The 21,608-nt window shown below is 73.7% G+C and carries 11 protein-coding genes; 8 read left to right on the top strand and 3 right to left on the bottom strand.

Annotated elements, in window-relative coordinates; translation table 11 throughout:
• Positions 1-69: 69 nt before the first annotated feature.
• The 3 genes from ACWDY5_RS33495 to lnt all read left to right on the top strand — a co-directional run bounded on the left by ACWDY5_RS33495 (position 70) and on the right by lnt (position 4,727).
• On the top strand, positions 70-1,104 hold the full coding sequence (locus ACWDY5_RS33495) for a PucR family transcriptional regulator (RefSeq protein WP_449726146.1): 1,035 nt from the start codon (positions 70-72) through the stop codon (positions 1,102-1,104).
• A gap of 121 nt (positions 1,105-1,225) precedes the next feature.
• Positions 1,226-3,016: a S8 family serine peptidase gene (locus ACWDY5_RS33490; protein WP_449726145.1), complete on the top strand. Its 1,791-nt coding sequence runs from the start codon at positions 1,226-1,228 to the stop codon at positions 3,014-3,016.
• A 148-nt stretch (positions 3,017-3,164) separates the two neighbouring features.
• Complete coding sequence (gene lnt / locus ACWDY5_RS33485; RefSeq protein ID WP_449726144.1) at positions 3,165-4,727, top strand: apolipoprotein N-acyltransferase; 1,563 nt, start codon at positions 3,165-3,167, stop codon at positions 4,725-4,727.
• 13 nt (positions 4,728-4,740) lie between these two features.
• On the opposite strand, the gene ACWDY5_RS33480 is transcribed toward lnt, so the two are convergent.
• On the bottom strand, positions 4,741-8,472 hold the full coding sequence (locus ACWDY5_RS33480; RefSeq protein WP_449726143.1) for an nSTAND1 domain-containing NTPase: 3,732 nt from the start codon (positions 8,470-8,472) through the stop codon (positions 4,741-4,743).
• Between the two features lie 349 nt (positions 8,473-8,821).
• Between ACWDY5_RS33480 and ACWDY5_RS33475 the strand changes: the two genes are divergently transcribed.
• A complete protein-coding gene (locus ACWDY5_RS33475; RefSeq protein WP_449726142.1) occupies positions 8,822-11,863 on the top strand; it encodes an ATP-binding protein in 3,042 nt (1,013 codons plus the stop codon).
• Positions 11,864-11,882: 19 nt separating this feature from the next.
• Here the strand turns inward: ACWDY5_RS33475 and ACWDY5_RS33470 are convergent, their stop codons facing one another.
• Positions 11,883-12,983 carry an epoxide hydrolase family protein gene (locus ACWDY5_RS33470; protein ID WP_449726141.1) on the bottom strand — a complete coding sequence of 367 codons (1,101 nt, stop codon included), beginning with the start codon at positions 12,981-12,983 and terminating at the stop codon, positions 11,883-11,885.
• A gap of 8 nt (positions 12,984-12,991) precedes the next feature.
• A complete protein-coding gene (locus ACWDY5_RS33465) occupies positions 12,992-13,804 on the bottom strand; it encodes an NAD(P)H-binding protein (protein WP_449726140.1) in 813 nt (270 codons plus the stop codon).
• Positions 13,805-14,079: 275 nt separating this feature from the next.
• Between ACWDY5_RS33465 and ACWDY5_RS33460 the strand changes: the two genes are divergently transcribed.
• From ACWDY5_RS33460 to rox, 4 genes are all read left to right on the top strand, one after another.
• Entirely contained in the window at positions 14,080-16,869 is a 2,790-nt protein-coding gene (locus tag ACWDY5_RS33460) for an ATP-binding protein (protein WP_449726139.1), read from the top strand.
• Positions 16,862-19,570, top strand: coding sequence for an ATP-binding protein (locus tag ACWDY5_RS33455; RefSeq protein WP_449726138.1), 2,709 nt, complete (start codon positions 16,862-16,864; stop codon positions 19,568-19,570). Before ACWDY5_RS33460 ends, ACWDY5_RS33455 begins: the two co-directional genes overlap by 8 nt.
• Before the next feature lie 86 nt (positions 19,571-19,656).
• Entirely contained in the window at positions 19,657-19,902 is a 246-nt protein-coding gene (locus ACWDY5_RS33450) for a LuxR C-terminal-related transcriptional regulator (protein WP_449726137.1), read from the top strand.
• A gap of 272 nt (positions 19,903-20,174) precedes the next feature.
• On the top strand, positions 20,175-21,608 hold the full coding sequence (gene rox, locus ACWDY5_RS33445) for a rifampin monooxygenase (protein ID WP_449726136.1): 1,434 nt from the start codon (positions 20,175-20,177) through the stop codon (positions 21,606-21,608).

Raw genomic sequence — 21,608 nt, 5'->3', positions numbered from 1 at the left:
TCAAGATCCTCCGCCGGGCGTCGCGCATTCCACCACCCGCACGCGCCGATCGTCGCTATCCTCCGGCGCATGGAGGCACTGGCCCAGCGACTGTCGCACCTGGACTCGGAGGCGGGCGGCGCGCTGCGGGTGGTGATGTACTTCGACACCCTGATCCGCCGGCGGGTCGACCTGCCCGCGCTGGCCAGGGCCTCGGCCGCGCTGGCCGAGTGCGTGGCCGGGATCCGCCTGCACGGCACCGGCCGGGTGATCAGGGTCGGCCCGGACGGCCGCCCGGCGCCCGCACCGCCCGCGCCCGCCTCCACCAGCACGCCGATCACCCTGGACGAGGAGGAGATCGGCACGGTCTGGCTGGAACGCCCCGCCCCGCCCGGTCCCCTGGACGAGCTGCTGCTGGACCGCCTGGCCCTGGGCGCGGCCGCGGTGCTGGAACGCTACGGCCCGGCCAGCACCACCATGGCCGACCCGGCCCTGATCGAACTGGTGATCAGCCCCGACACCGACGACGCGGCCAGGTCCCGCGCCCTGCGCCTGCTCGGCTTCCCCGCCGACCGGCCGCTGCGCGCCATCGCGGTCCGCTCGCCCCGCCCGCTGGACCGGATCGGCGGCCTGGTCTGTCCCGCGCACCCGGTGAAGGCCGCGCCACTGGCCGAGGTCGGCGTCATCCTGGCCCCCACCGTGGACCCGGCCCGCTTCCCGGCCGACACCCGCGCGGGCATCGGCGCCGCCGACCGCCCCGACCGGTCCTGGCGGCAGGCCCGCACCGCGCTGCGCTTCACCAGCGACCGCCAGCCGGTGGTGCACCACGACGACCTGGGCGCACTGGCCCTGCTCGCGCACATCCCCCAGGAAGCCTTGCGGGACAACAAGGACGTCGCCGCGATCGACCGCCTGGCCACCGCCGCAGACGACCTGGACACCCTGGACGCCTACTGCGCCACCGGTTCCGTCCGCCAGGCCGCCGACACGCTGCACCTGCACCACAGCAGCGTCGCCCGCAGGCTCACCCAGATCGGCCGGACCCTGGGCATCGAGCTGACCGAGCCCGCCGGACTGACCAGGGCCCGGCTCGCGCTCACCGCCTGGCGGCTGCGCGAGGACTGATTGGCGCAGGCACCCCGGCAATAAATCCGTACCACTACGGATGGGTCTTCGGATTGTTCCCCCGCGACCCCCTCACCATGATCAGTGCATCCGTTTCCCTGCTATGAAAACGGAGCACGGCATGCGAACACTCGGAAGTCTCCTGCTCGCCACCGCCCTGGTGCTGACCGGCCACGCGGCCCAGGCCGAGCCACGTGGCGTGGTGCTCAACGCGGGTGCGCCGGACTCGATCCCCGGTCAGTACATCGTCGGCCTGCACGGCGCGACCTCGCTGGCCGCCGGGGCCGCGGCCTCGGTCCAGGCGGAGTCCGCCGAGCTCGCCCAGCGCTACGGCGGCCAGCTGGGCTACGCCTACTCCGCGGCGCTGCGCGGGTTCTCGGTGAAGATGTCCTCGGCCCAGGCCCAGCGGCTGGCGGCCGATCCCCGGGTGGAGTTCGTGCAGCAGTCGCTGTGGGTGCGCTCGGCCGCGGTCAAGGCGCCCGCCGGGGAGCAGCCGAACGCCCCGTGGGGGCTGGACCAGGTCGACGGGGCCAACGACGGCACCTACAAGTACCCCAACGTGGGCACCGGGGTCACCGTCTACAACACCGACACCGAACTGAACACCGACCACGTCTCCTTCGAGGGCAGGGCCAAGTCCGGCTACGACTTCATCGACAACGACAACAACGTCAACGACTGCAAGGGCCAGTTCGACCAGGGCCACGGCACGCACACCGGCGGCACCTCCAGCAGCGAGGCCTACGGCGTGGCCAAGGACGTCACCATCGTCGGGGTCAAGGTGCTGGGCTGCGACGGCAACGGCCCGGACGCCGCCTCGATCAAGGGCATCGACTGGGTCACCCAGAACGCGAAGAAGCCCGCGGTGGCCAACGCCAGCTGGACCTCCGGCGGCGCGGGCGCGGACCCCGAGGGCATCAACCGGGCGATCAAGAACTCCATCGCGGCCGGCATCACCTGGGTCGCGGCCGCGGGCAACGAGAACCAGGACGCCTGCAACGTCAGCCCGGCCAAGGTGCCGGAGGTGATCACCGTGGCGGCCACCCAGGACGAGCAGAACAACGAGGCCGGCTACTCCAACCACGGCACCTGCGTGGACATCTACGCGCCCGGCTCCAACATCGACTCCGCCAGCAACTCCAGCAACACCGGCAGCAAGGGCATGCAGGGCACCTCGATGGCCGCCCCGCACGTCACCGGCGCCGCCGCGCTGTACCTGGCAGGCAACTCCGGCGCCAGCCCGCAGCAGGTCAGGGACGCGCTGGTGAACAACGCCCAGTCCGGTGTGGTGCGCAACCCCGGCCCCGGCTCGCCGAACAAGTTCCTCGACGTCAGCAAGCTCGGCGGCGGCACCGAGCCCGGCAAGCCGACCGCCGAGTTCACCGGCGACTGCGCCAGCTCGCTGACCTGCTCCTTCGACGCCTCCGCCTCCAAGCCCGGCACCGGCGGCAGCAGCATCGCCAGCTACAAGTGGGACTTCGGCGACAACAACACCGGTGACGGCGTCAAGCCCGCGCACACCTACGGCAAGGACGGTGAGTACCGGGTCACCCTGACCGTCACCGACGACAAGGGCGCCACCTCCGCCCCGGTCACCAAGGCCGTCCGCGCCGGCAAGCCCCCGGCCGGTCAGCCGCCCGCCGCCTCCTTCACCGTCTCCTGCCAGCGCAACCGCTGCTCGGTGGACGGCTCCGGCAGCACCGACCCCGACAACGACATCAGCGGCTACGCCTGGGAGTTCGGCGACGGCAAGACCGGCACCGGCGTCACCGCGGCCAACGACTACCCGGCCAAGCAGGCCAGCTACACGATCAAGCTGACCGTCACCGACAAAACCGGCAACAGCAACTCGACCACCAAACAGGTGCAGTGCTGGAGCTTCGGCGCCAACCAGGCGTTCTGCTTCGCCTGACCAAGGCTCCTCCGGGCAGGGGGAGAGCGGCCCGTGCGTCCAACCACGCACGGGCCGCTTGCCGTGCCCCGGTGTGGTCGGCCCGGTTCCGGCGTGCTGAGATCGTCACCGGAGCTCGGAGGAGGAGGTGGCCGGTGTGGTTGCCGGGTTGAGACGCACGAGGTCGGCCTCTCCTGGCACGCCCGCACCCGCCCGCGACCACCGCGCCTGGCTGCTGCGCGTGCCGGCCGCGATCCTCGCCGGCGTGCTGCTCTACCTCAGCTTCCCGCCATACCGGAGCTGGTGGCTGGCGCCGGTCGCGCTCGCCGTGCTCGGCCTGGTCCTGCACGAGCGCCGCAAACGGGCCGCCGCCGGCTACGGCATGGTCTTCGCCAGCACGTTCTTCCTGCTGCACCTGTTCTGGCTGCAGGACTTCCTCGGCCGCGAGTTCGGCCCCTGGCCCTGGCTGGGCCTGAGCCTGCTGATGGCGCTCTACATCGCCGCGGTCACCACGCTGTTCCCGCTGGTCGCGGGCCCGCCCGGCGGGCCGGTGTGGCTGGCCGCGCTGATCGTGCTCTCCGAGGCCCTGCGCGGCCGGGTCCCCTACGGCGGCTTTCCATGGGCCAAGCTCGGCTTCGGCCAGGTCGAAGGGCCGCTGCTGGGACTGGCCGCGGTCGGCGGGGTGCCACTGGTGACCTTCGCGGTCGCGCTGACCGGCTTCGGCCTGGCCGCGCTGATCCTGCGGGCCCGCACCCGGCTCTCGGTCCGCGGCTGGCTCGCCACCGCCGCCCCGGTGGTGCTGCCGGTGGTCGCCGCGCTGGCCGCCTGGCCGCTGGTCGGGGTCGAGGCGCAACAGGGCACCCGCACGGTCGCCCTGGTCCAGGGCAACGCCCCCGACGCGGGGATCGGCCTGCTCAGCGAGCTGCCCACGATCCGCCGCAACCACCTGGAAGCCAGCCGGATCCTGGCCGAGAGCATCCGCACCGGCGCCTCACCCAAGCCGGACCTGGTGGTGTGGCCGGAGTCCACCACCCGCATCAACGGCCCCGACCCGGTCCTGGACGCCGCCGTGGCCGGCCTCGGCGTGCCCACCCTGATCGGCGGTCTGTACCGCACCCCGGCAGGCCAGGAGAACGCGGTGGTCAGCTGGGACCCGGCCACCGGCCAGGGCCCCCGCTACACCAAACAGCAGCTCGTCCCGTTCTCCGAGTTCATCCCGCTGCGCGACCTGGCCCGCCTGATCACCCCCTTCGTCGACGTCCCCGACCTGGTCGCGGGCACCCGCACCGGCCCACTCACCGTCGCGGGCGCTCCGCTGGGCGTGGCCATCTGCTACGAGGTCGCCTACGACTACGTCCTGCGCGAGAACGTCGACCAGGGCGCCCAGCTGCTCATCGTGCCGACCAACAACGCCTGGTTCGGCCGCGGCGACATGACCTACCAGCAGCTGGCCATGGCCCGCCTGCGCGCGGTGGAACACGGCCGCGCGGTGGTGGTCGCGGCCACCAGCGGCGTCAGCGCCATGGTCCGGCCGGACGGCACGGTGACCCAGTCGCTGGAGATGTACACCTCGGGCTCGCTGACCGAGACGCTGCCGCTGCGCAGCTCGGTCACGGTGGCCGACCGGCTGGGGCCGTGGACGGAGATCGTGCTGATCGCGCTGGGGCTGCTGGCGGTCGGCGCGGGGATCCGCCGGTCGGCGCGCACCCGGCGCGCCCCGGTCGAGGCCTGACCGCGCACCCGGGTCACTCCGGGCAGGGCGGCCGGAACTCCAGTCCCGGCAGGTACTTCTCCCACTCCTGCTCGGTGATCCGCGGATACGCCATCGCGCAGATCCGCGCCGCCGACCGCTCCACGTCGATGTCCCATATCCGCAGTGTCCGGTCGCTGCCCACGCTGCCGATCCGGCTGCCGTCCGGGCTGAACCGGATCTGCTGGATCGTCTCGCCGTGCCCGCGCAGCGCCGCGTACTCCCTCGGCGCGCGCGGGTCGGCCAGGTCGAACAGCCGGATGGCCCGCTCGTTCCCGGCCAGCGCCAGGGTCCGGCCGTCAGGGCTGAAGGTGACGGACTGGACGGTGGTCCTGGAGTCACCGACCTCGGCCAGTGCCTCTTCGTTGGCCGGGTCGGTGATGTCCCACAGGCGGACCTTGCGGTCGCCGCCCAGGGTGACCAGTTTGGTGCTGTCCGGGCTGAAGGTGACCCGGTAGGCGCCGCCGGGGTGCTCGCGCAGGGCGTTGACCTCCTTGGGCGCGCCGCGGTCGGTGAGGTCCCACAGGCGGACCACGCCGTCCATCCCGGCCGAGGCCAGCAGCTTGCCGTCCGGGCTGAACTGCACCTCCAGCACGTCGACCCCGTGCTCGACCAGCATCAGCGGCCTGCCGGGCTTGGCCGGGTCGCGGATGTCCCACAGGCCGACCCGGTTGTCCCAGCTGCCGGTGGCGAGCAGGGTGCCGTCGGGGTGCACGTCCACCGAGCCGATCGCGTTCTCGTGCCCGGTCAGGGTGGAGAGCTCCTTGGGCTGGGCCGGATCGGCCAGGTCCCAGATCTTGACCACGCGGTCCAGGCCGCCGGTGAACAGGTACCTGCCGTCCTTGCTCACCGCCACCGTCTCCAGCGGACCCTGGTGCTGGTTCAGCCGGGCCACCGGCTCCACCAGGCCGTCCCCGGTGACCTGCCACAGGTTGACCATGCGGTCCCGGCCGCCGGTGACCACCGTCTTGCCGTCCGGGGTGAAGGCCAGCGTGGTCACCGCGTCCTCGTGCTGGGGCAGGCCCTGGCGGCGCAGGTCGGCCAGTTGCACGGTGTGGTCGTCGCTGCTGGTGGCCAGGGTGATGCCGTCGGGGCTGAACGAGGCACGCCAGGTCGCGTCGGTGTGCCCGCGCAGCACGGCCAGCTCGCGCACCTGGCGGGGGTCGGTGATGTCCCACAGCCGGGTCGAGGAGTCCGCGCTGCTGGTGGCCAGCGCCCGGCCGCCGGGGGCGAAGGCCACCGCGTGCACCGAGTCCAGGTGACCGGCCACAGTGGACAGTTCGACCGGGCGGTCCGGGTCGCGCACGTCCCACAGCTTGATCAACCGGTCGCTGCCGGTGGTCACCAGCAGGTTCCCGTCCGCGCTGAACAGCGCGTCCTGCGCGCCGTCGGCGTGCCTGCCGGGGAAGGGCAGTTGGCGCGGGCGGCGCGGATCGCGCACGTCCCACAGCTTGACCACGCCGTCCCAGCCCGCGGTGGCCAGCAGCGGACGGGTCGGGCTGAAGTCCAGTCCGTGCACCAGGTCGGTGTGCGCCTCGGTTACGCTGAGCTGCTGCGGTTGCTCGGGGTTGGCGATGTCCCACAGCCGCAACGTCTTCTCCGTCCCGACGCTGGCCAGCACCCGGCCGTCGGCGCTGAAGGAGACGTCCTGGACGGTGCTGCTGTGCCCGGCGAGCAGGGCCAGCGAACGCGGGCGACGCGGATCGGTGAGGTCCCACAGCCGGATGTTGCGGTCCAGGCCCGCGGTGGCCAGCATCTTGCCGTCAGCGCTGAACTCCGCGTTGTGCAGCCCGAAAAGATGACCCTCCATTGTGGACAGCAGCTGGGGCCGGTTCCGGTCCCGCACGTCCCACACCCGCACCACCTTGTCATCGGCGGCGCCCGCGGTGACCAGGATCGGCTCGGTGGGGTGGAACAGGGTGGCCGAGGTGGCCCTGCTGTGCGCGGTGATGCTGGTGCTGAAGGCCTCCGCGGAGGTGCCGCGCACGCTGTCGGCGGCCTCCCGCGAGCCGTCGGTGCGGTAGGCGGCCAGCCGCAGCTGCCAGGACAGCGCCGGGTTGCTGGCCCGGATCGCCTCGGCCTGCACCACCGCCTTCTGCGCCAGCGCGGCGGTGCGCTGCGCGGTGGCCTCCTGCTGGGCCCACACCGCGTACCCGGTGGCCGCGCCGGCCAGCAGCAGCAACGTGGTCAGCAGCGCCACCAGCTGCCGCAGCCGCCGGTCCCGCTGCCGCCTGCCGCTCACCTCCTTCTGCTCAGCGGCGGTGCTGGCGGCCAGGAAGTCGGCCTCCCGGTGGTTGAGCAGCCGGTCCCGGCCGCGCTGGGCCCAGTCGGTGGCCAGGGCGAGCTGTGCGCCGCGGTAGAGCGCGCCGGGATCGCGGTCCAGCCGCTCCCACTCCTCGGCGGCCTCGCCAAGCCTGCGCGCGGTGCGCAGCCCGTCCCGGTCCTCGGTCAGCCATTCCCGCAATCTGGGCCAGCAGCGGATGATCGCCTCGTGCGCGAGGTCCGCGCTGTCCTGGTTGAGGGTGAGCAACCTGGCTTGCGCCAACCGTTCCAGCACCACGGTCAGGTCGTCCTCGCCGGTGTCCAGCTCGGCGCGGGAGACCCGGCGCTTGGTGTCCTCGGTGCCCTCGCCGAGCTCGATCAGCCGCAGGAACACCTGCCGGGCCAGGTCCTGCTGGGCCTCGGTGAAGCTGTTGTAGACGGTCTCCGCGGTCTGCCCGATCGCGCCCTCGATCCCGCCGCTGGCCTCGTAACCGGCCAGGGTGAGGGTGTTGCCGCGGCGCCGCCGCCAGGTCTCCACCAGCGCGTGCGAGAGCAGCGGCAGCACCCCTGGCTGCCCGGCCGCCTCGCTGACCAGCCGGGCGACCAGCGCGGTCTCCACCGCGCAGCCCGCGCTGACCGCGGGCCGGGTGATCGCCTGCCGCAGCTCCTCCGCGGTCATCGGCGAGGCCAGGATCTGCCCGTCCTGCAAGGCTTCGGCCAGCTCCGGGTAGCGGGCGCAGTGCGCGTAGAAGTCCGCGCGCAGCCCGAGCACCACCTTGATCCGGCCGCCGGTGGTGGCCGCGGCCGAGGTGAGCGCGGTGACGAAGCGCTGCCGCTCGGCCGGGTCGTGGCAGCGGGTGAACAGCTCCTCGAACTGGTCCACCACCAGCACCAGCTCGCCCTCGGCCGGCCGCGCGTCGTCGAGCAGGAAGGCGACCTCGTCCATCGGATGCGGCCCAGGGGTGAGCAGCACGCCCTCGGTCAGCCTGGGCAGCACCCCGGCCCGCAGCAGCGAGGACTTGCCGGAACCGGAGGCCCCGACCACCACCACCAGCGGCCGCGCCGCGAGCAGGTCCAGCACCTGGTCGATCAGCGTCTGCCTGCCGAAGAAGCGATCCGCGTCCCCCGGCCCGAAGGCGGTGAGCCCGACGTAGGGCGAGTCCTGGGCCTCAGGCTCCAGCCCGGCCAGCGCGCCGAGGTCGATCTCCTTGGCCAGCTCCCGCCAGCGCTGCTCCCACTCCTCCTCGCGGCCGCCACAGGCGCGGACGTAGGCGAGGGTCACCGCCAGGCTGGGGAGCCGGCGGCCGCGCGCGGCCTCGGAGAGCGTGCTCACCGAGTAGTGCACCACCCGGGCGAGGTCGCGGTAGGACGGGTTCCCCGCCTTCTCCCGCAACCGCCGCAGCTCGTAGGCGAAACGCTGCAACTCGCCGGCGTCCGGATCCACTGGCAGCTCTGGCCGCGGCACCTACCGTCCTTCCTGTGACCGTCCCGTCGTGACGAGTTAGTGTACGGCAGGACCGGACCGGAAATCGCGGCCAGTGCCAGAAGCCTTTTGGCACCCCCGCTACCGACCGGCAACGATAGCCGGTGGGCAATTGTCACGACACCCGCATCCAGAATTTGGATGTGCGCGAAACGACAGCGGCGGGCGGTCTACCAGGCGCGACGAGTCATCCGACAATCGGATGACCGCGAGACAGCGAACGCTCGCACCCCGTTCCGTCGAATTCACGGAAAAGATATCCGCGCCCGGCCGGCGGGGAAACAAACAGGTCAAGATTCCGCCGTCGTCGCTGTTCCGCGATAATGGGAGCGTGTTCACCCCAGAGCTGCTCGGTCGCGACACGGCCTCGGCCACCCTGTGCTCGCTCGTGCGCGGCGGAGGGTTCGCCCTGGTCACCGGGGAGGCGGGGATCGGCAAGACCAGCCTGGTCAGCGCGGTGGCCGCGGAGACCGGCGCGCTGGTGCTCACCGGGGCGTGCTGGGGCGACGCCGGTGTGCCGGACCGGTGGCCGTGGGTGCAGGTGAGCCGTGCCCTGCGCGCTGCCGCGACCCCCGCCGAGTGGGCGGCCGCCGCACCGGCCCTGGAGGCGTTGCTGGGTGAGCGGGAACCGGCGGCGTTCCCGCTGGCCGACGCGCTCACCGGGCTGCTGACCACGCTGGCCGCGCGGACCCCGGTGCTGCTGGTGCTGGAGGACCTGCACTGGGCCGACGCCGCCTCGGTGGCACTGCTGGAGTTCGTGGTCCAGCACAGCGCGCGCACCCCGCTGGCCATCGTGGCCACCTACCGGGACGGCGAGGTCAACGACCCCGGCCACCCGCTGGCCGGCACCCTGCCCGCGTTGTCCGCCAAGGCAGTCCAGCTGCCGCTGGGCGGTCTGAACGAGCAGGCGGTCGGCGAGCTGATCCAGCGCACCACCGGCCTGGACCCCGAGGCCGAGCTGGTCACCCGGATCCACCGGCGCACCGAGGGCAACCCGTTCTTCGTCGAGCAGACCGCCCGGCTGTGGCAGGGCGGCAGCTCGCTGGACACCCTGGACCCCGGCATCACCGCCCTGTTGCGGCGCAGGCTGTCCCGGCTGCCGGAGCAGGTGGTGGACCTGCTCGGCTCGGTGGCGATCCTGGGCCGCAGCGCGCACCGCGACCTGCTCGCCGCGCTGCACCCCGGGCTGCCGGTGGCCCGGTTGCTGGACCAGGCGCTGGTCGCGCGGCTGATCCGGGCCGAGGGCGAGCAGGTGCGGTTCCAGCACGAGCTGCTGCGCGACACCGTCCGAAGTGGACTGTCCACACCTGCCGAGCGGCATGCCGCGGTGATCCGCGCCGAGATCGCGCACGAGCTGCTGATGCCGGCCGAGCTGGCCCACCACGCCCACCACGGCGCGGCGGCGCTGCCCTCGGCCGAGGTGCTGCGGCACCAGCTGCGGGCCGCCCAGGACGCCACCGCCCGGTTCGCCTTCGACGAGGCCGCCCGGCACTACCGCAACGCGCTGCCGCACGCGCGGGAGACCGAGCGCAACCGGGTCCAGCTGCACCTGGGCGAGTCGGCGCACCTGGCCGGTGAGCGGGGCACCGCCCGCGCGGCCTTCCGCACCGCGATGGCCACCGCCCGCGACCTGGACGACCCCGACCTGCTGACCCGCACCGCGCTCACCCTGACCTGGCTGACCCGCCACGACAGCGCCGATCCCGACCAGCTGGCCTTCATCCGCGAGACGCACGCCAGGCTGCTGCCCGGCTCCCCCGCCGAGGACGACCAGACCGCCGGCGCGCTGGCCCGGCACGCCGCGGACCTGGCCCGCCAGGCCGGTGATGACAACGCGCTGCGCTTCGCCCTGTTCAACTACCTGGGCTTCCTGTGGTCGATGGACACCGTGCACACCCGCCTGGACCTGACCACCGAGCTGCTGGAGCTGGCCCAGCGCACCCAGGATGAGGACCTGGCCTTCGAGGCCACCGCCTGGCGGGCCGGGGCCTACCTGGAGCTGGGCGACCCGGCCCACCTGGCCAACCACCGCAGGCTGCTGGCCATGGCCGAGCGGAGCGGGCTCCCGGTGCACCGGCACGAGGCCGAGGTCACCCAGTGCCTGCTGGCCACCCTGCGCGGTGACTTCACCGCCGCCCGCGCGCACGCCGACCAGGCCCGCGGCATCGGCGACCAGCCCTACTTCACCGCGGCCGACCTGTGGACCGTGCACCGGGCCGCCATCGCCGTCCGCCAGGGCGATCTCACCGACCTCGACCGCGTGCTGGCCGGCCGGGACCCGCGGTTCATGCCGCTGCTCGACGGCCTCTCCGCCACCCGGCGCGGCGACCTGGCCACCGCCACCCGCCTGCTGGCCGAGGAGGGCACGCCGTCCCGGTGGAGCACCGCGCTGTGGCTGCGCCTGCGGGTGGAGACCGCCCTGCTCTCCGGTGATCCGGACCGGCTCGCCGAGCTCCACGCCGAGCTGCTGCCGCAGGCCGACCGCTGGGCGATCACCGGCACGGTCGTGCTGGAAGCCCCGGTGCGCACCTGGCTGGCCAAGCTCAGCACCGCCATGGGCGACTGGCCGCAAGCCACCGCACACGCCGAAGCCGCCCTCGCCGCCGCCACCACCCTGGGTGCCCGGCCGTGGGCCGCCGAGGCCCGCGCCGACCTGGCCCACGCCCTGCTCGCGCAAGGAGAACCGTCCGGCACGGCACTGCTCGCCGAAGCGGAGCAGGAAGCCGCCGGACTCGGCATGACCCTGCCGCAACCGGTGGCCGCACCCCCGCGCGACCACACCGCGCCCGCGGCCGGCCCCGCCCACGCCGGACACCCCAGCGACCCTGCCCCGGCCCCGGCCCCGGCCCCGGACAACGTCTTCCGCCGCTCCCCCACCGGCTGGCAGCTCACCTTCGCCGGGCACACCACCCACCTGCCCGACGCCAAGGGCCTGCAGGACCTGCACCACCTGCTCAACGCGCCCGACCGGGAAGCCCCTGCCGTGCACCTGCTCTCCCCCGGCGCCACCACCCCCGCCCTGGGCAGCGACCCGGTCCTGGACGACACCGCCAAAGCGGCCTACCGGACCCGCCTGGCCGCCCTGGATCAAGAGATCGAGGACACCCTCGACGACGCCCGCGCCGAACGCCTGGAACGGGAACGGCAGGCGCTGATCGACGAGCTCCGCGCGGCCACCGGCCTGCTCGGCCGTTCCCGCCGCCTCGGCGACGAGGCCGAGCGCGCCCGCAAGGCGGTCACCAACCGCATCCGGGACACCTTGCGCCGCTTGGACTCCAGCCATCCCGAGCTGGCCGCGCACCTGCGCGCCTCGGTGTTCACCGGCTCGATCTGCCGCTACCGCCCGGCGACCCCGGTGACCTGGCGGTTGTAAGCGCGCGCAGGCGGGGTGGTCAGCGCAACTGGCTGAAGAACTCCCGGACATCCGCGGCGAACAACCTCGGTTGTTCCATGGCCAGGAAGTGCCCGCCGCGGTCGGTCTCGGTCCACCGCACGATGTGGTGGTCGCGTTCGGCCCACGGCCGGATCGTGACGTCCATTGTGGACAGCAGCACCGCGGTCGGCACCCCGCTCACCGTCTCGCCGAAAGCGCCGGCCGCCATGCTCTCGTAGTAGATCTGGGCGGCCGAGCCCGCGGTGCCGGTCAGCCAGTACAGGCTGATGTTGGTCAGCATCCGGTCCCTGGCAACGGATTCCTCCGGCAGACCTGCCGCCGGCGCGGTCAGCTCCTTGAACTTCTCCACGATCCAGGCCAGCTGCCCGGCCGGGGAGTCGTGCAGGGCGTAGGCCACCGTCTGCGGGCGCTTGGAGTTGACCTGGAGGTAGCCGTCGTTGAACTCCTGCATCGCGGCCCAGCGAGCCAGGTCCGCCTCGCTCAGGTCGTCGAACTCGCCCTCCTCGCCGTTCGGGAAGGACATCATCGCGTTCAGGTGCACACCGAGCACCCGCTCCGGGGCCAGCCTGCCCATCTCCGGGCCGACCCAGGAACCGGAGTCCCCGCCCTGCACGCCGTAACGCTGATAGCCCAGCCTGGCCATCAGCTCGGTGAACGCGCCCGCCATCCGCCGCGGCGACCAGCCCGGCTCGGCCAGCGGTGCGGAGAAGCCGAAGCCCGGCAGGGACGGGATCACCAGGTGGAAGGCGTCGGTGAGCAGGCCGATGACGTCCTGGAACTCCACGAACGAGCCCGGCCAGCCGTGCAGCAGCACCAGCGGGGTCGCCGCCGGGTCGGCCGAGCGGATGTGCAGGAAGTGCACGGTCTGCCCGTCGATGACGGTGGTGAACTGCGGGTGCTCGTTGAGCGCCGACTCGTGCGCCCGCCAGTCGTAGCCGGTGCGCCAGTACTCGGCCAGCTCCCGCAGGTAGTCCAGGGGCACGCCGCGGGCCCAGCCGACGCCGGGCAGTTCGGCCGGCCAGCGGGTGGCCAGCAGCCGGTTCCGGAGGTCGGCCAGATCCGCCTCCGGAACCGCGATGCGGAAGGGGGTGAAGGTCACCGGTTCCCCTACGCCTGGAACAGCTTGGCGTTCGCGGCGGCCCACTCGGCGAAGGTCAGCGCGGGCCGCCCGGCCACCTCGGCGACCGTGGGCAGCGGGTGCTTGCCGATCTCCGGCGGGTTGGCGCCGAGGTGGATGGCGAAGTCGATGTAGCCCTCGTCGAACCCGAAGGAGGCCAGCTGCTCCCGGTACTGCGCCTCGGTCAGGTGCACCACCTCGATCGGCTTGCCGATGGCGGTGGCCAGGCACTCGATCCGCTCGGTCGCGGTGAGCGCCTCGGGACCGGTGAGCGGGTAGGTCTGACCGGCGTGCCCGTCCTGGGTGAGCGCGGCCACCGCCACCGCCGCGATGTCGGCCTCGTGCACCGCCGCGCTGGGCTCGTTGCCGAACAGCCGGACCCGGCCCTCGGTGCGGATCTCCTCGGCCCACTCGGTGGCGTTGGCCATGAACTCCACCGGCCGCAGCCAGGTCCAGCCCAGGTCGCTGGCGTTGAGCGCCCGCTCGACGCTGCTCTCCTCCCAGCCGCTGAGCACGCTGACCCGCCGCACCCCGGCCCGCTTGGCCAGCGCCACCAGCTCCTCGCCGGTCTGCAGCACGCCCTCGCCGTCCACGGTGATCAGGTGCAGCCCGGTGACCCCCTCCAGGGCGGGCTCCACGCTGGCCGGGTTGGACAGGTCGCCACGCGCGAGCTCCACCTCGGCGGGCAGCCCGGCCTGCTCCGGCCGCCGGGTCAGCGCCCGCACGCGGTGCCCCGCGGCCACCAGCTGGCCCACGATCTGTCGCCCCACCGTGCCGGTCGCCCCGGTAACCAGGATCGTCATGAGTGCTCAAGTCCTCCCCGCGCCGGCTCTCGGCGCTCATCCAGAAGGCGCCAGACCGGATCTAGCGATCGCTAGACGCGGGCCGCCGGAAGAGATGCTTTCGTTTTGAATAACCCGCGTTGCTTTTTTCAAGACCAAATAAAAACGGACTAATCAACCGCCGGATCAGTTATCCCTATGCGGGTTAGCACTTCCGGTCGACACCACGGTGACAGGTCCATCACATTCACGGGTTAACCTGGCGAAGAATCGCGCGGCAGATCGAAAGGGCGCTGATGGGAACGTGTGCCTCCCCCGTTCTGCTGGACCGGGACCGTGAGCTGGTTCAGCTGGCTGAACAGGCGGCGCTGGCCGCGGCCGGGCAGTCGCGGGTGGTGCTGGTGGAGGGTCCGGCCGGAATCGGGAAGACGAGTCTGGTAGCGCATTTCGCCGACGGCTTGCCGGCGGACCGGGTGACCGTGTTGCGGGCGCGGTGCGGGGAATGGGAGCGCCAAGTCGCCTTCGGGATGGTGCGCAGACTTTTTGGGCCGCTGCTGGCCGATGCCGGGGCACGGGCCGAACTGCTCGCCGGACCCGCGCAGCCCGCGGCGCGGGTGCTCACCGCCGCGGCCTCCGCCGGCGAGCTGCCACCGGAGGAGGCGCCGTTCGCGGTGCTGCACGGGCTGTACTGGCTGTGCGCGCACCTGGCCCGCCGCGGACCGCTGGTGCTCGTGGTGGACGACGCGCACCTGGCGGACGCGGCCTCGGCGCGCTGGCTGCGGTACGCGAGCAGGCGGCTGGCCGGGCACCGAGTGCTGTTCCTGCTCACCCGGCGGCTCGGCGAGTGGGTGGAATGGCCCGATCCGCTGGCCGCGCTGGCCACCGACCCGCACTGCGTGCTGATCCGGCCCGGCCTGCTCAGCGAGGCGGCACTGGCCCGCTGCCTGTCCGAGACGTTGCCGGAACCGCCAAGGCCGGAGCTGGCCCGGGCCTGTCACCAGGCGACCGGCGGGAATCCGTTGCTGCTGCGGGCATTGCTGCGGGTGCTGGCCGAGGATCCCACGGGCGAGTGGCAGCTCGCGCGGTTCACCGGGCAGCGGTTCGCCCAGACCATCCGGGACTGGCTGGCGGAGTTCGACCAGACCGGGCGGGACTGCGCGGGCGCGCTCGCGGTGCTGGGCGAGTGCCCCGATCCCGGGCTGCTCGCGCGGGTGGCCGAGGTGGATCCGGCCGACTGCCGCCGGGCCGGGGAACTGTTGCGGCAGCTGGGTTTGGTACGCCAGGGACCGCCGCTGCGGTGGAGCCACCCGCTGCTGCGCGAGATCGTCTACGCCCAGCTCTCGGCGCGGCGGCGGGGCCACTGGCACCGCAGGGCGGCCACCCTGCTCAACGACGACGGCGCGCCGCTGGAACAGGTGTGCGCGCACCTGCGCCAGGCCGCGCCCGCCGGGGATGCGTGGACGGTGAGCATGCTGACCGCCGCGGCCACCCAGGCCATCGGCCGGGGCGCGCCGGATGTGGCCGCCGAGCACCTGGCCCGCGCGCTGGCCGAGCCGCCGCCGGTGGCCGACCGGGTGGCGGTGCGGGTCCGGCACGGCCTGGCCTCGGCATTCGTGGATCCGGCCGCGAGCATCGAGCGGCTGTGCGCGGTGCTGCCGGAGATCCAGGACCAGCCCACCGCCTGCCGGGTGGCCTCGGTGCTCTCCGAGCTGCTGGCCGGACGTGGCCGGGAGGACGAGGCGATCGAGGTCCTCGGCCGGGTGGCCGAGACGGCCGAACCGGAGATCGCCGAGGTGCTGCGTGGCCGCCAGCTGATGATGAAGGCGGACTGCTCGGCCGAGCACCGGGACGAGGTGCTGGCCAGCGACGGGGCCGGGCTGACCGGGCAGACGCCGGGGGAACGGGTCACGCTGGTGGCGCTGGCACACGGGAAAGCGCTCTACAACGGTTCGGCGGCGCAGACGGCGGAGCTGGCCGGGCGAGCGTTGCGGGCCACCCCGGCCGCGGAGCTGGCCAACCCGCTGACCTGTTCCAGCATCGCGGTGCTGACCTGGGCCGATGAGCTGGAGCTCGCCGCGCACTTCTCGGACCAGGCGATCGCCGGGGCGCGGCGCACGCACGCGATCATCGGGCTCGGGCTGCACCTGGCGTTGCGCGCCGGGATCAGCCACTTCGCGGGCAGGCTGGCCGAAGCGGCCGATTTTGTCGCGCAGACCCATGAGCTGGTGCCCGCGGAGCTGGCCGGGTTCCAGCAGGTGGTGCAGCTGGGCATCCACGGCTCGATCCTGCTCGACCAGGGCCGGGTGGTCGAGGCGGCGGAGCTGCTGGCCACGCACGCCGCGCCCTCGGCCGCGGTGCAGGCGGACGGGTACTGCCAGCTGGCCAAGGCCCGCATCCTGCTCATCCGCGGTGCGACGCGGGCGGGCCTGGACCAGGTGCTGGCGGTCGGGGAGCGGTTGCGCCAGGCGGGCCACGACAACCCGGTGATGGTGCCCTGGCGCGACTGGGCGGTGCGCGCCCTGCTCACCCTCGGCGAGCGCGAGCAGGCCCACCAGGTCGCTGGGGAAGCGCTTGCCGCGGCCCGGCGCTGGGGCACGGCGCGCGCGGTCGGGTCGGCGCTGGGCCTGCTCGGGCTGGCCACCGGCGGCCAGGCCGGGCTGGACCTGCTCGGCGAGGCCTCCCGGCTGCTCGAGGGTCCCAGCACCCCGCTGGAGCTGGCCGCCGCGCTGCTGGACACCGGGACGCTGCGGACCGAGCTCGGCGACCAGCTTTCCGCGCGGACCGCGTTCCGGCAGGCCCTGGTCATCGCGAACCGCTGCGGCGCGGGCGGCCTGGCCGCCACCGCGCGGGAGCAGCTCATCGCCGTGGGTGGGCGGCCGCCGAGCCGTCCGGCCGCCGGGTTGCAGGCGCTGTCCCGAGGTGAGCGGCGGGTGGCCGAGCTGGCCGTGACCGGGTACTCCAACCGCCGCATCGCCGAGAAGCTGCACCTGACCCTGCGCACCGTGGAAACGCACCTGAGCACGACCTACCGCAAGCTCGGCATCAGCGGCCGCGGGCAGCTACCGAGGGTCGGTGACCATGTCTGACCTGGACTTGCCCGGCCCGCTGCTGGAACGCGACGCCGAACTGGACCGGCTGGCCGCCGAGTTCGCGCTGGTGCGCGCGGGCGCGGGCCGCACCGTGTACGTGACCGGCCCGGCCGGCATCGGCAAGACCAGCCTGGTGCGGACCTTCCTGGCCGAGCGGCTGCCGCAGGGCGTGCCGGTGTTGCGGGCCCGCTGCGACGAGCTGGAGCGGGAGTTCGCCTTCGGCGTGGTCCGGCAGCTGTTCGAACCGGTGCTGGCCGGCGCGGACGCGGACGGGTTGTTCGCCGGACAGGCGCGGGCCGCCCGCGCGGTGCTGACCAGCCTGGAGGAGCACGGGGACCCGTTCGCGGTGCCGCTCGGGCTGAGCGAGTTCACCCGCGCGGTGGCCGACCGGGCAGGCGGCACGCTGGTGCTGGTGGTCGACGACGCGCACCTGGCCGACGAGCCCTCGCTGCGCTGGCTCGCGCACCTGCGCTGCAGACACCCCGAGCTGCGGCTGCTGCAACTGATCCTGCAACCCGGCGACCCCGCGGACGACTGCGCCCAGCTAGCCCTGGGTCCGCTGAGCGAGCCGGCCGCGGCGCGGCTGGTCGGCAGCGCCGTACCCGGCAGCCACCAGCTCACCGGCGGCAACCCGCTGCTGGCGGTGTTGTTGCGGCGGGCGGCGGCCCCGGCCGGGTTCACCGGGCAGGCCTTCGGACGCTCGGTGCTGGACTGGCTGTCCGGGTTCCCGCCGGAGATCCGGCGCTTCGCCGAGACGCTGGCCGTGCTCGGCGAGGCACCGGACATCGCACTACCCGCAGAACTGTCCACAGTGGACGAAGAAGGGGCCGGGCGGTGCGCGGAAGAGTTGCGGGTCTTGGGTTTGCTCGCCGAGCACGCGCTGCGCTGGTCGCACGCGCAGCTGCGGGAGGCGGTCTACCAGGGCGTGCCCGCCACGCGCCGCGGCGAGCTGCACCGCGAGGCCGCCCGGCTGCTGGACGCGGCAGGCGCCCCGGCGGAACAGGTCGCCGCCCACCTGGTCCGCCTGCCCCCGTCAGGCGTGACCTGGCAGGCCAGAACCCTGCGCGCGGCCGCCGACCAGGCCACCCTGCGCGGGGCCCCGGAGGCCGCCGCGCACTACCTGCGCCGCGCGCTGGCCGAACCGCCGCCGGGCGAGGAACGGCTGGACGTGCTGGTGGCGCTGGGCATGGCGGAGTCGATGGTGCGCCCGGCGGCCGGCGCGCGTTACCTGGCGCTGGCACTGGACGAGCTGACCGAACCGGCCCGGTGCCGCGAGGTGGCGGAAGTGCTGGGGGACAACCTGGTCCGCGAGTCCAGGGTGGACGAGGCGGTGCGGGTGCTGGCGCGCACGGCGGAGCGACTGCGGCCGGTGGACCGCGAGGCGGCACTGGTGCTGGACGCCCGGCGGCTGACCTGGGCGGTGCTGGAGGACAACACCGCACCCGAGGCTCGAGCGGAGGCGTGGCGGCTGCGAGAGACCAGCGCCGCCAGCGAGGCAGGCAGCGCGGGTGAGCGGTCGCTGCTCGGCGCGCTGGCCTTCGCCACCGCCCTCTTCGGCGGCTCCGCCACCGCCGCCGCCGACCTGGCCGGCCAAGCCCTCGCCCCCAGCCCCACCCCGCTCGACGGAGTCGCCGCGGCGGCCCCGGTCTGGGCGCTGCTCTGGGCCGGGCACACCCAGCGGGCCGCCGAGTGCGCCGACGCCGCGATCGCGCGGGAGGACTCCGGGTTCGGCCGGGCGATCATGCTGACCTGCCGGGCCGCGGTCTCCTTCGTCCAGGGCGACCTGCGGGCCACCATCCGCACCGTGCGCGCGACCTTCGACCTGCTCCCGGCCGAGGTCACCAGCTTCCCGCACCTGGTCCCGCTCGGCCTGCTCGCCGAGTCGCTGCTCGACCGCGACCGCCCGGCGCAGGCGGCCAGGCTGCTGGACGCGGTCACCCCGACGCCCGCGCTGGAGGCCTCCTACCTGTGGAATCCCTACCTGCTGGCCAGGGGTCGCGCGCGGATCGTCCGGGGTGACCTCGACGGCGGGCTGGCCGACCTGCTGACCTGCGGGGAACGCCAGGCCAGGATGGGCCACCGCAACCCGGCCGTGCCCGACTGGCGGTCCTGGGCGGCGCGGGCGCACCTGGCCCGCAACGACCTGCACCGAGCGCGGGAGCTGGCCGACCAGGCCTACGAGCTGGCCACCGAGTGGGGCTCGGACCAGGCCGTCGGGGTCGCGCTGCGCACGCTCGGCGTGGTCGCCGGGGGCAGTCGCGGGCAGGAGCTGCTGCAGGAGTCGGCGGCCGCGCTGCACCGGGCGGGGGCCCGGCTGGAGCTGGCCAGGACGCTGGTCGACCTGGGCGCAGCGCAGCAGGCGGCCGGGCGGACCCGGCTGGCGCGGGAGAGCCTGGCGCGGGCCGGCGCGGTGGCCTGGGACTGCGGGGCCTGCCGGCTGGTCTCGGTGGCGCGGGGCCGGCTGGCCGCGCTCGGCGCACCGGCCCAGCCGCGGCCGGTGACCGGACCGGGGGCGCTGACCGCGCGCGAGGCGCTGGTGGCCGAGCTGGCGGTAAGCGGTTGCACGAACCGGGACATCGCGGCCCGGCTGGACCTGACCCAGCGGACGGTGGAGGGCCACCTCTCCGCGATCTACCGGAAACTCGGTGTGACCGGACGGGCGGAACTGCGCGACGTCTACGCGATCCGGCCTGGTTGAGTCCTGTTCTCGTGGTGTTTCCACGGTGCCCGCGACGCCCGGAGCGCCGATGATCGAGGGCCTGCCGGACTGCGGAGGGTGGGAAGATGACCTCGGCGTTGAGCGCGACGCGCGCCCGGATCCTGGAGGGGATCGCCCGCGGCGAGACCACCCACCGCCTGGCGGTGCGGCTGCGGCTGAGCGCCCGCGGCGTGGAGTACCACCTGGCCGCGATGCAGCGTTCGCTGTCCGCGCCCAACCGGGTCGCGCTGGTCGCCCGCGCCTACGCGGCAGGCATCCTGCTCGCCGGGTCCTGGCCGCCCCGGGTGGCCGAGTCCTTTGTGGAGCGCTAGCCGACGCCGTCCAGGATGGCGCGGACGAACTCCTCGGTGATCGGCTCGTCCGGGACCAGCAGCCGGTGGTAGACCGCGCCCCAGAGCTGGTCGACGAGCACCCGCACGTCCACCCCGGCACCGGTGACCGGGAGGGTGAAAAACGCGAAGGCAAGGAGAAGACCTCTCCTTGCCCACTTCAACTTATAGCGCGTAGGGGGTCTTGCGGCAAGGCCCCGGTCATCCCGCAGACTCTGCGGCCGATGCCACAACCAGCGGAAATCGGGGGCTTGATGTTTGACGTGATCATCGCCGGTGGCGGCCCGACCGGCCTGATGCTGGCCGCGGAGCTGCGGCTGCACGGCGTGCGCACGCTCGTGCTGGACAAGGACGCGGAACCGACCAACCACGTGCGGTCGCTGGGCCTGCACGTGCGCAGCATCGAGGTGATGGCCCAGCGCGGTCTGCTGGACCGGTTCCTCGCGCACGGCACCCAGTACCCGCTCAGCACCCACTTCGCCGCCATCCAGAAGCCGGTCCCGGCGCGGATGGACACCGCGCACGGCTACATCCTCGGCATCAAGCAGCCCACCACCGACCGCCTGCTGGCCGAGCGCGCCGCCGAGGCCGGCGCGGAGATCCGGCGCGGTTGCGAGCTGGTCGGGCTGAGCCAGGACGAGCAGGGGGTGACCGCCGAGCTGGCCGATGGCAGCCGGCTGCGCGGGCGCTACCTGGTCGGCTGCGACGGCGGCCGCAGCACGGTGCGCAAGCTGCTCGGCGTCGGCTTCCCCGGCGAGGCGGCCACCACCGAGTGGCTGACCGGCGAGGTGGAGGTGACCATGCCGCTGCCGGAGCTGACCGACCTGGTGGCCAAGGTCCGCGAGACGCACAAGACCTTCGGCATCGGGCCCGCCGGGAACGGGCTCTTCCGCGCGGTCGTGCCGGCCGCGACGGTGGCCGAGGACCGCGCCACGCCGCCGACCATCGAGGAGGTCAGGGAGCGGCTGCGGCTGTTCGCCGGCACCGACTTCGGCGTGCACTCCCCGCGCTGGCTCTCCCGCTTCGGTGACGCCACCCGGCTGGCCGAGCGCTACCGGGTCGGCCGGGTGCTGCTGGCCGGTGACGCCGCGCACGTGCACCCGCCGCTGGGCGGCCAGGGCCTCAACCTGGGTGTGCAGGACGCGTTCAACCTGGGCTGGAAGCTGGCCGCCGAGGTCGCGGGCTGGGCGCCGGAAGGCCTGCTGGACAGCTACCAGACCGAGCGCCGCCCGGTGGCCGCCGACGTGCTGGACAACACCCGCGCGCAGAGCCAGCTGATGTCCACCGACCCGGGCGCGCAGGCCGTGCGCAGGCTGCTCTCGGAGCTGATGGACTTCGAGGAGGTGACCAGGCACCTGGTGGAGAAGGTCACCGCGATCGGGGTGCGCTACGACTTCGGCGAGGGCCACCCGCTGCTGGGCAGGCGGCTGCGGGACCTGCCGCTCAAGCAGGGCAGCCTGTACGAGCTGATGCACCGCGGCCGCGGCCTGCTGCTCGACCAGACCGGGGCGCTCACGGTCGCGGGCTGGGCGGACCGGGTCGACCACGTGGTCGAGGTCAGCGAGGAGCTGGACGCGCCCGCGGTGCTGCTGCGCCCGGACGGCCACGTGGCCTGGGCCGGCGCGGACCAGTCGGAGCTGCTCGGGCAGCTGCCCAAGTGGTTCGGCGCTGACCGGCCAGTCTGCTGA

The organism is Crossiella sp. NPDC003009, from assembly GCF_053591555.1.
Note: the sequence above shows the minus strand (reverse complement) of the source record. Positions and strands in the feature narration are given on the sequence as shown.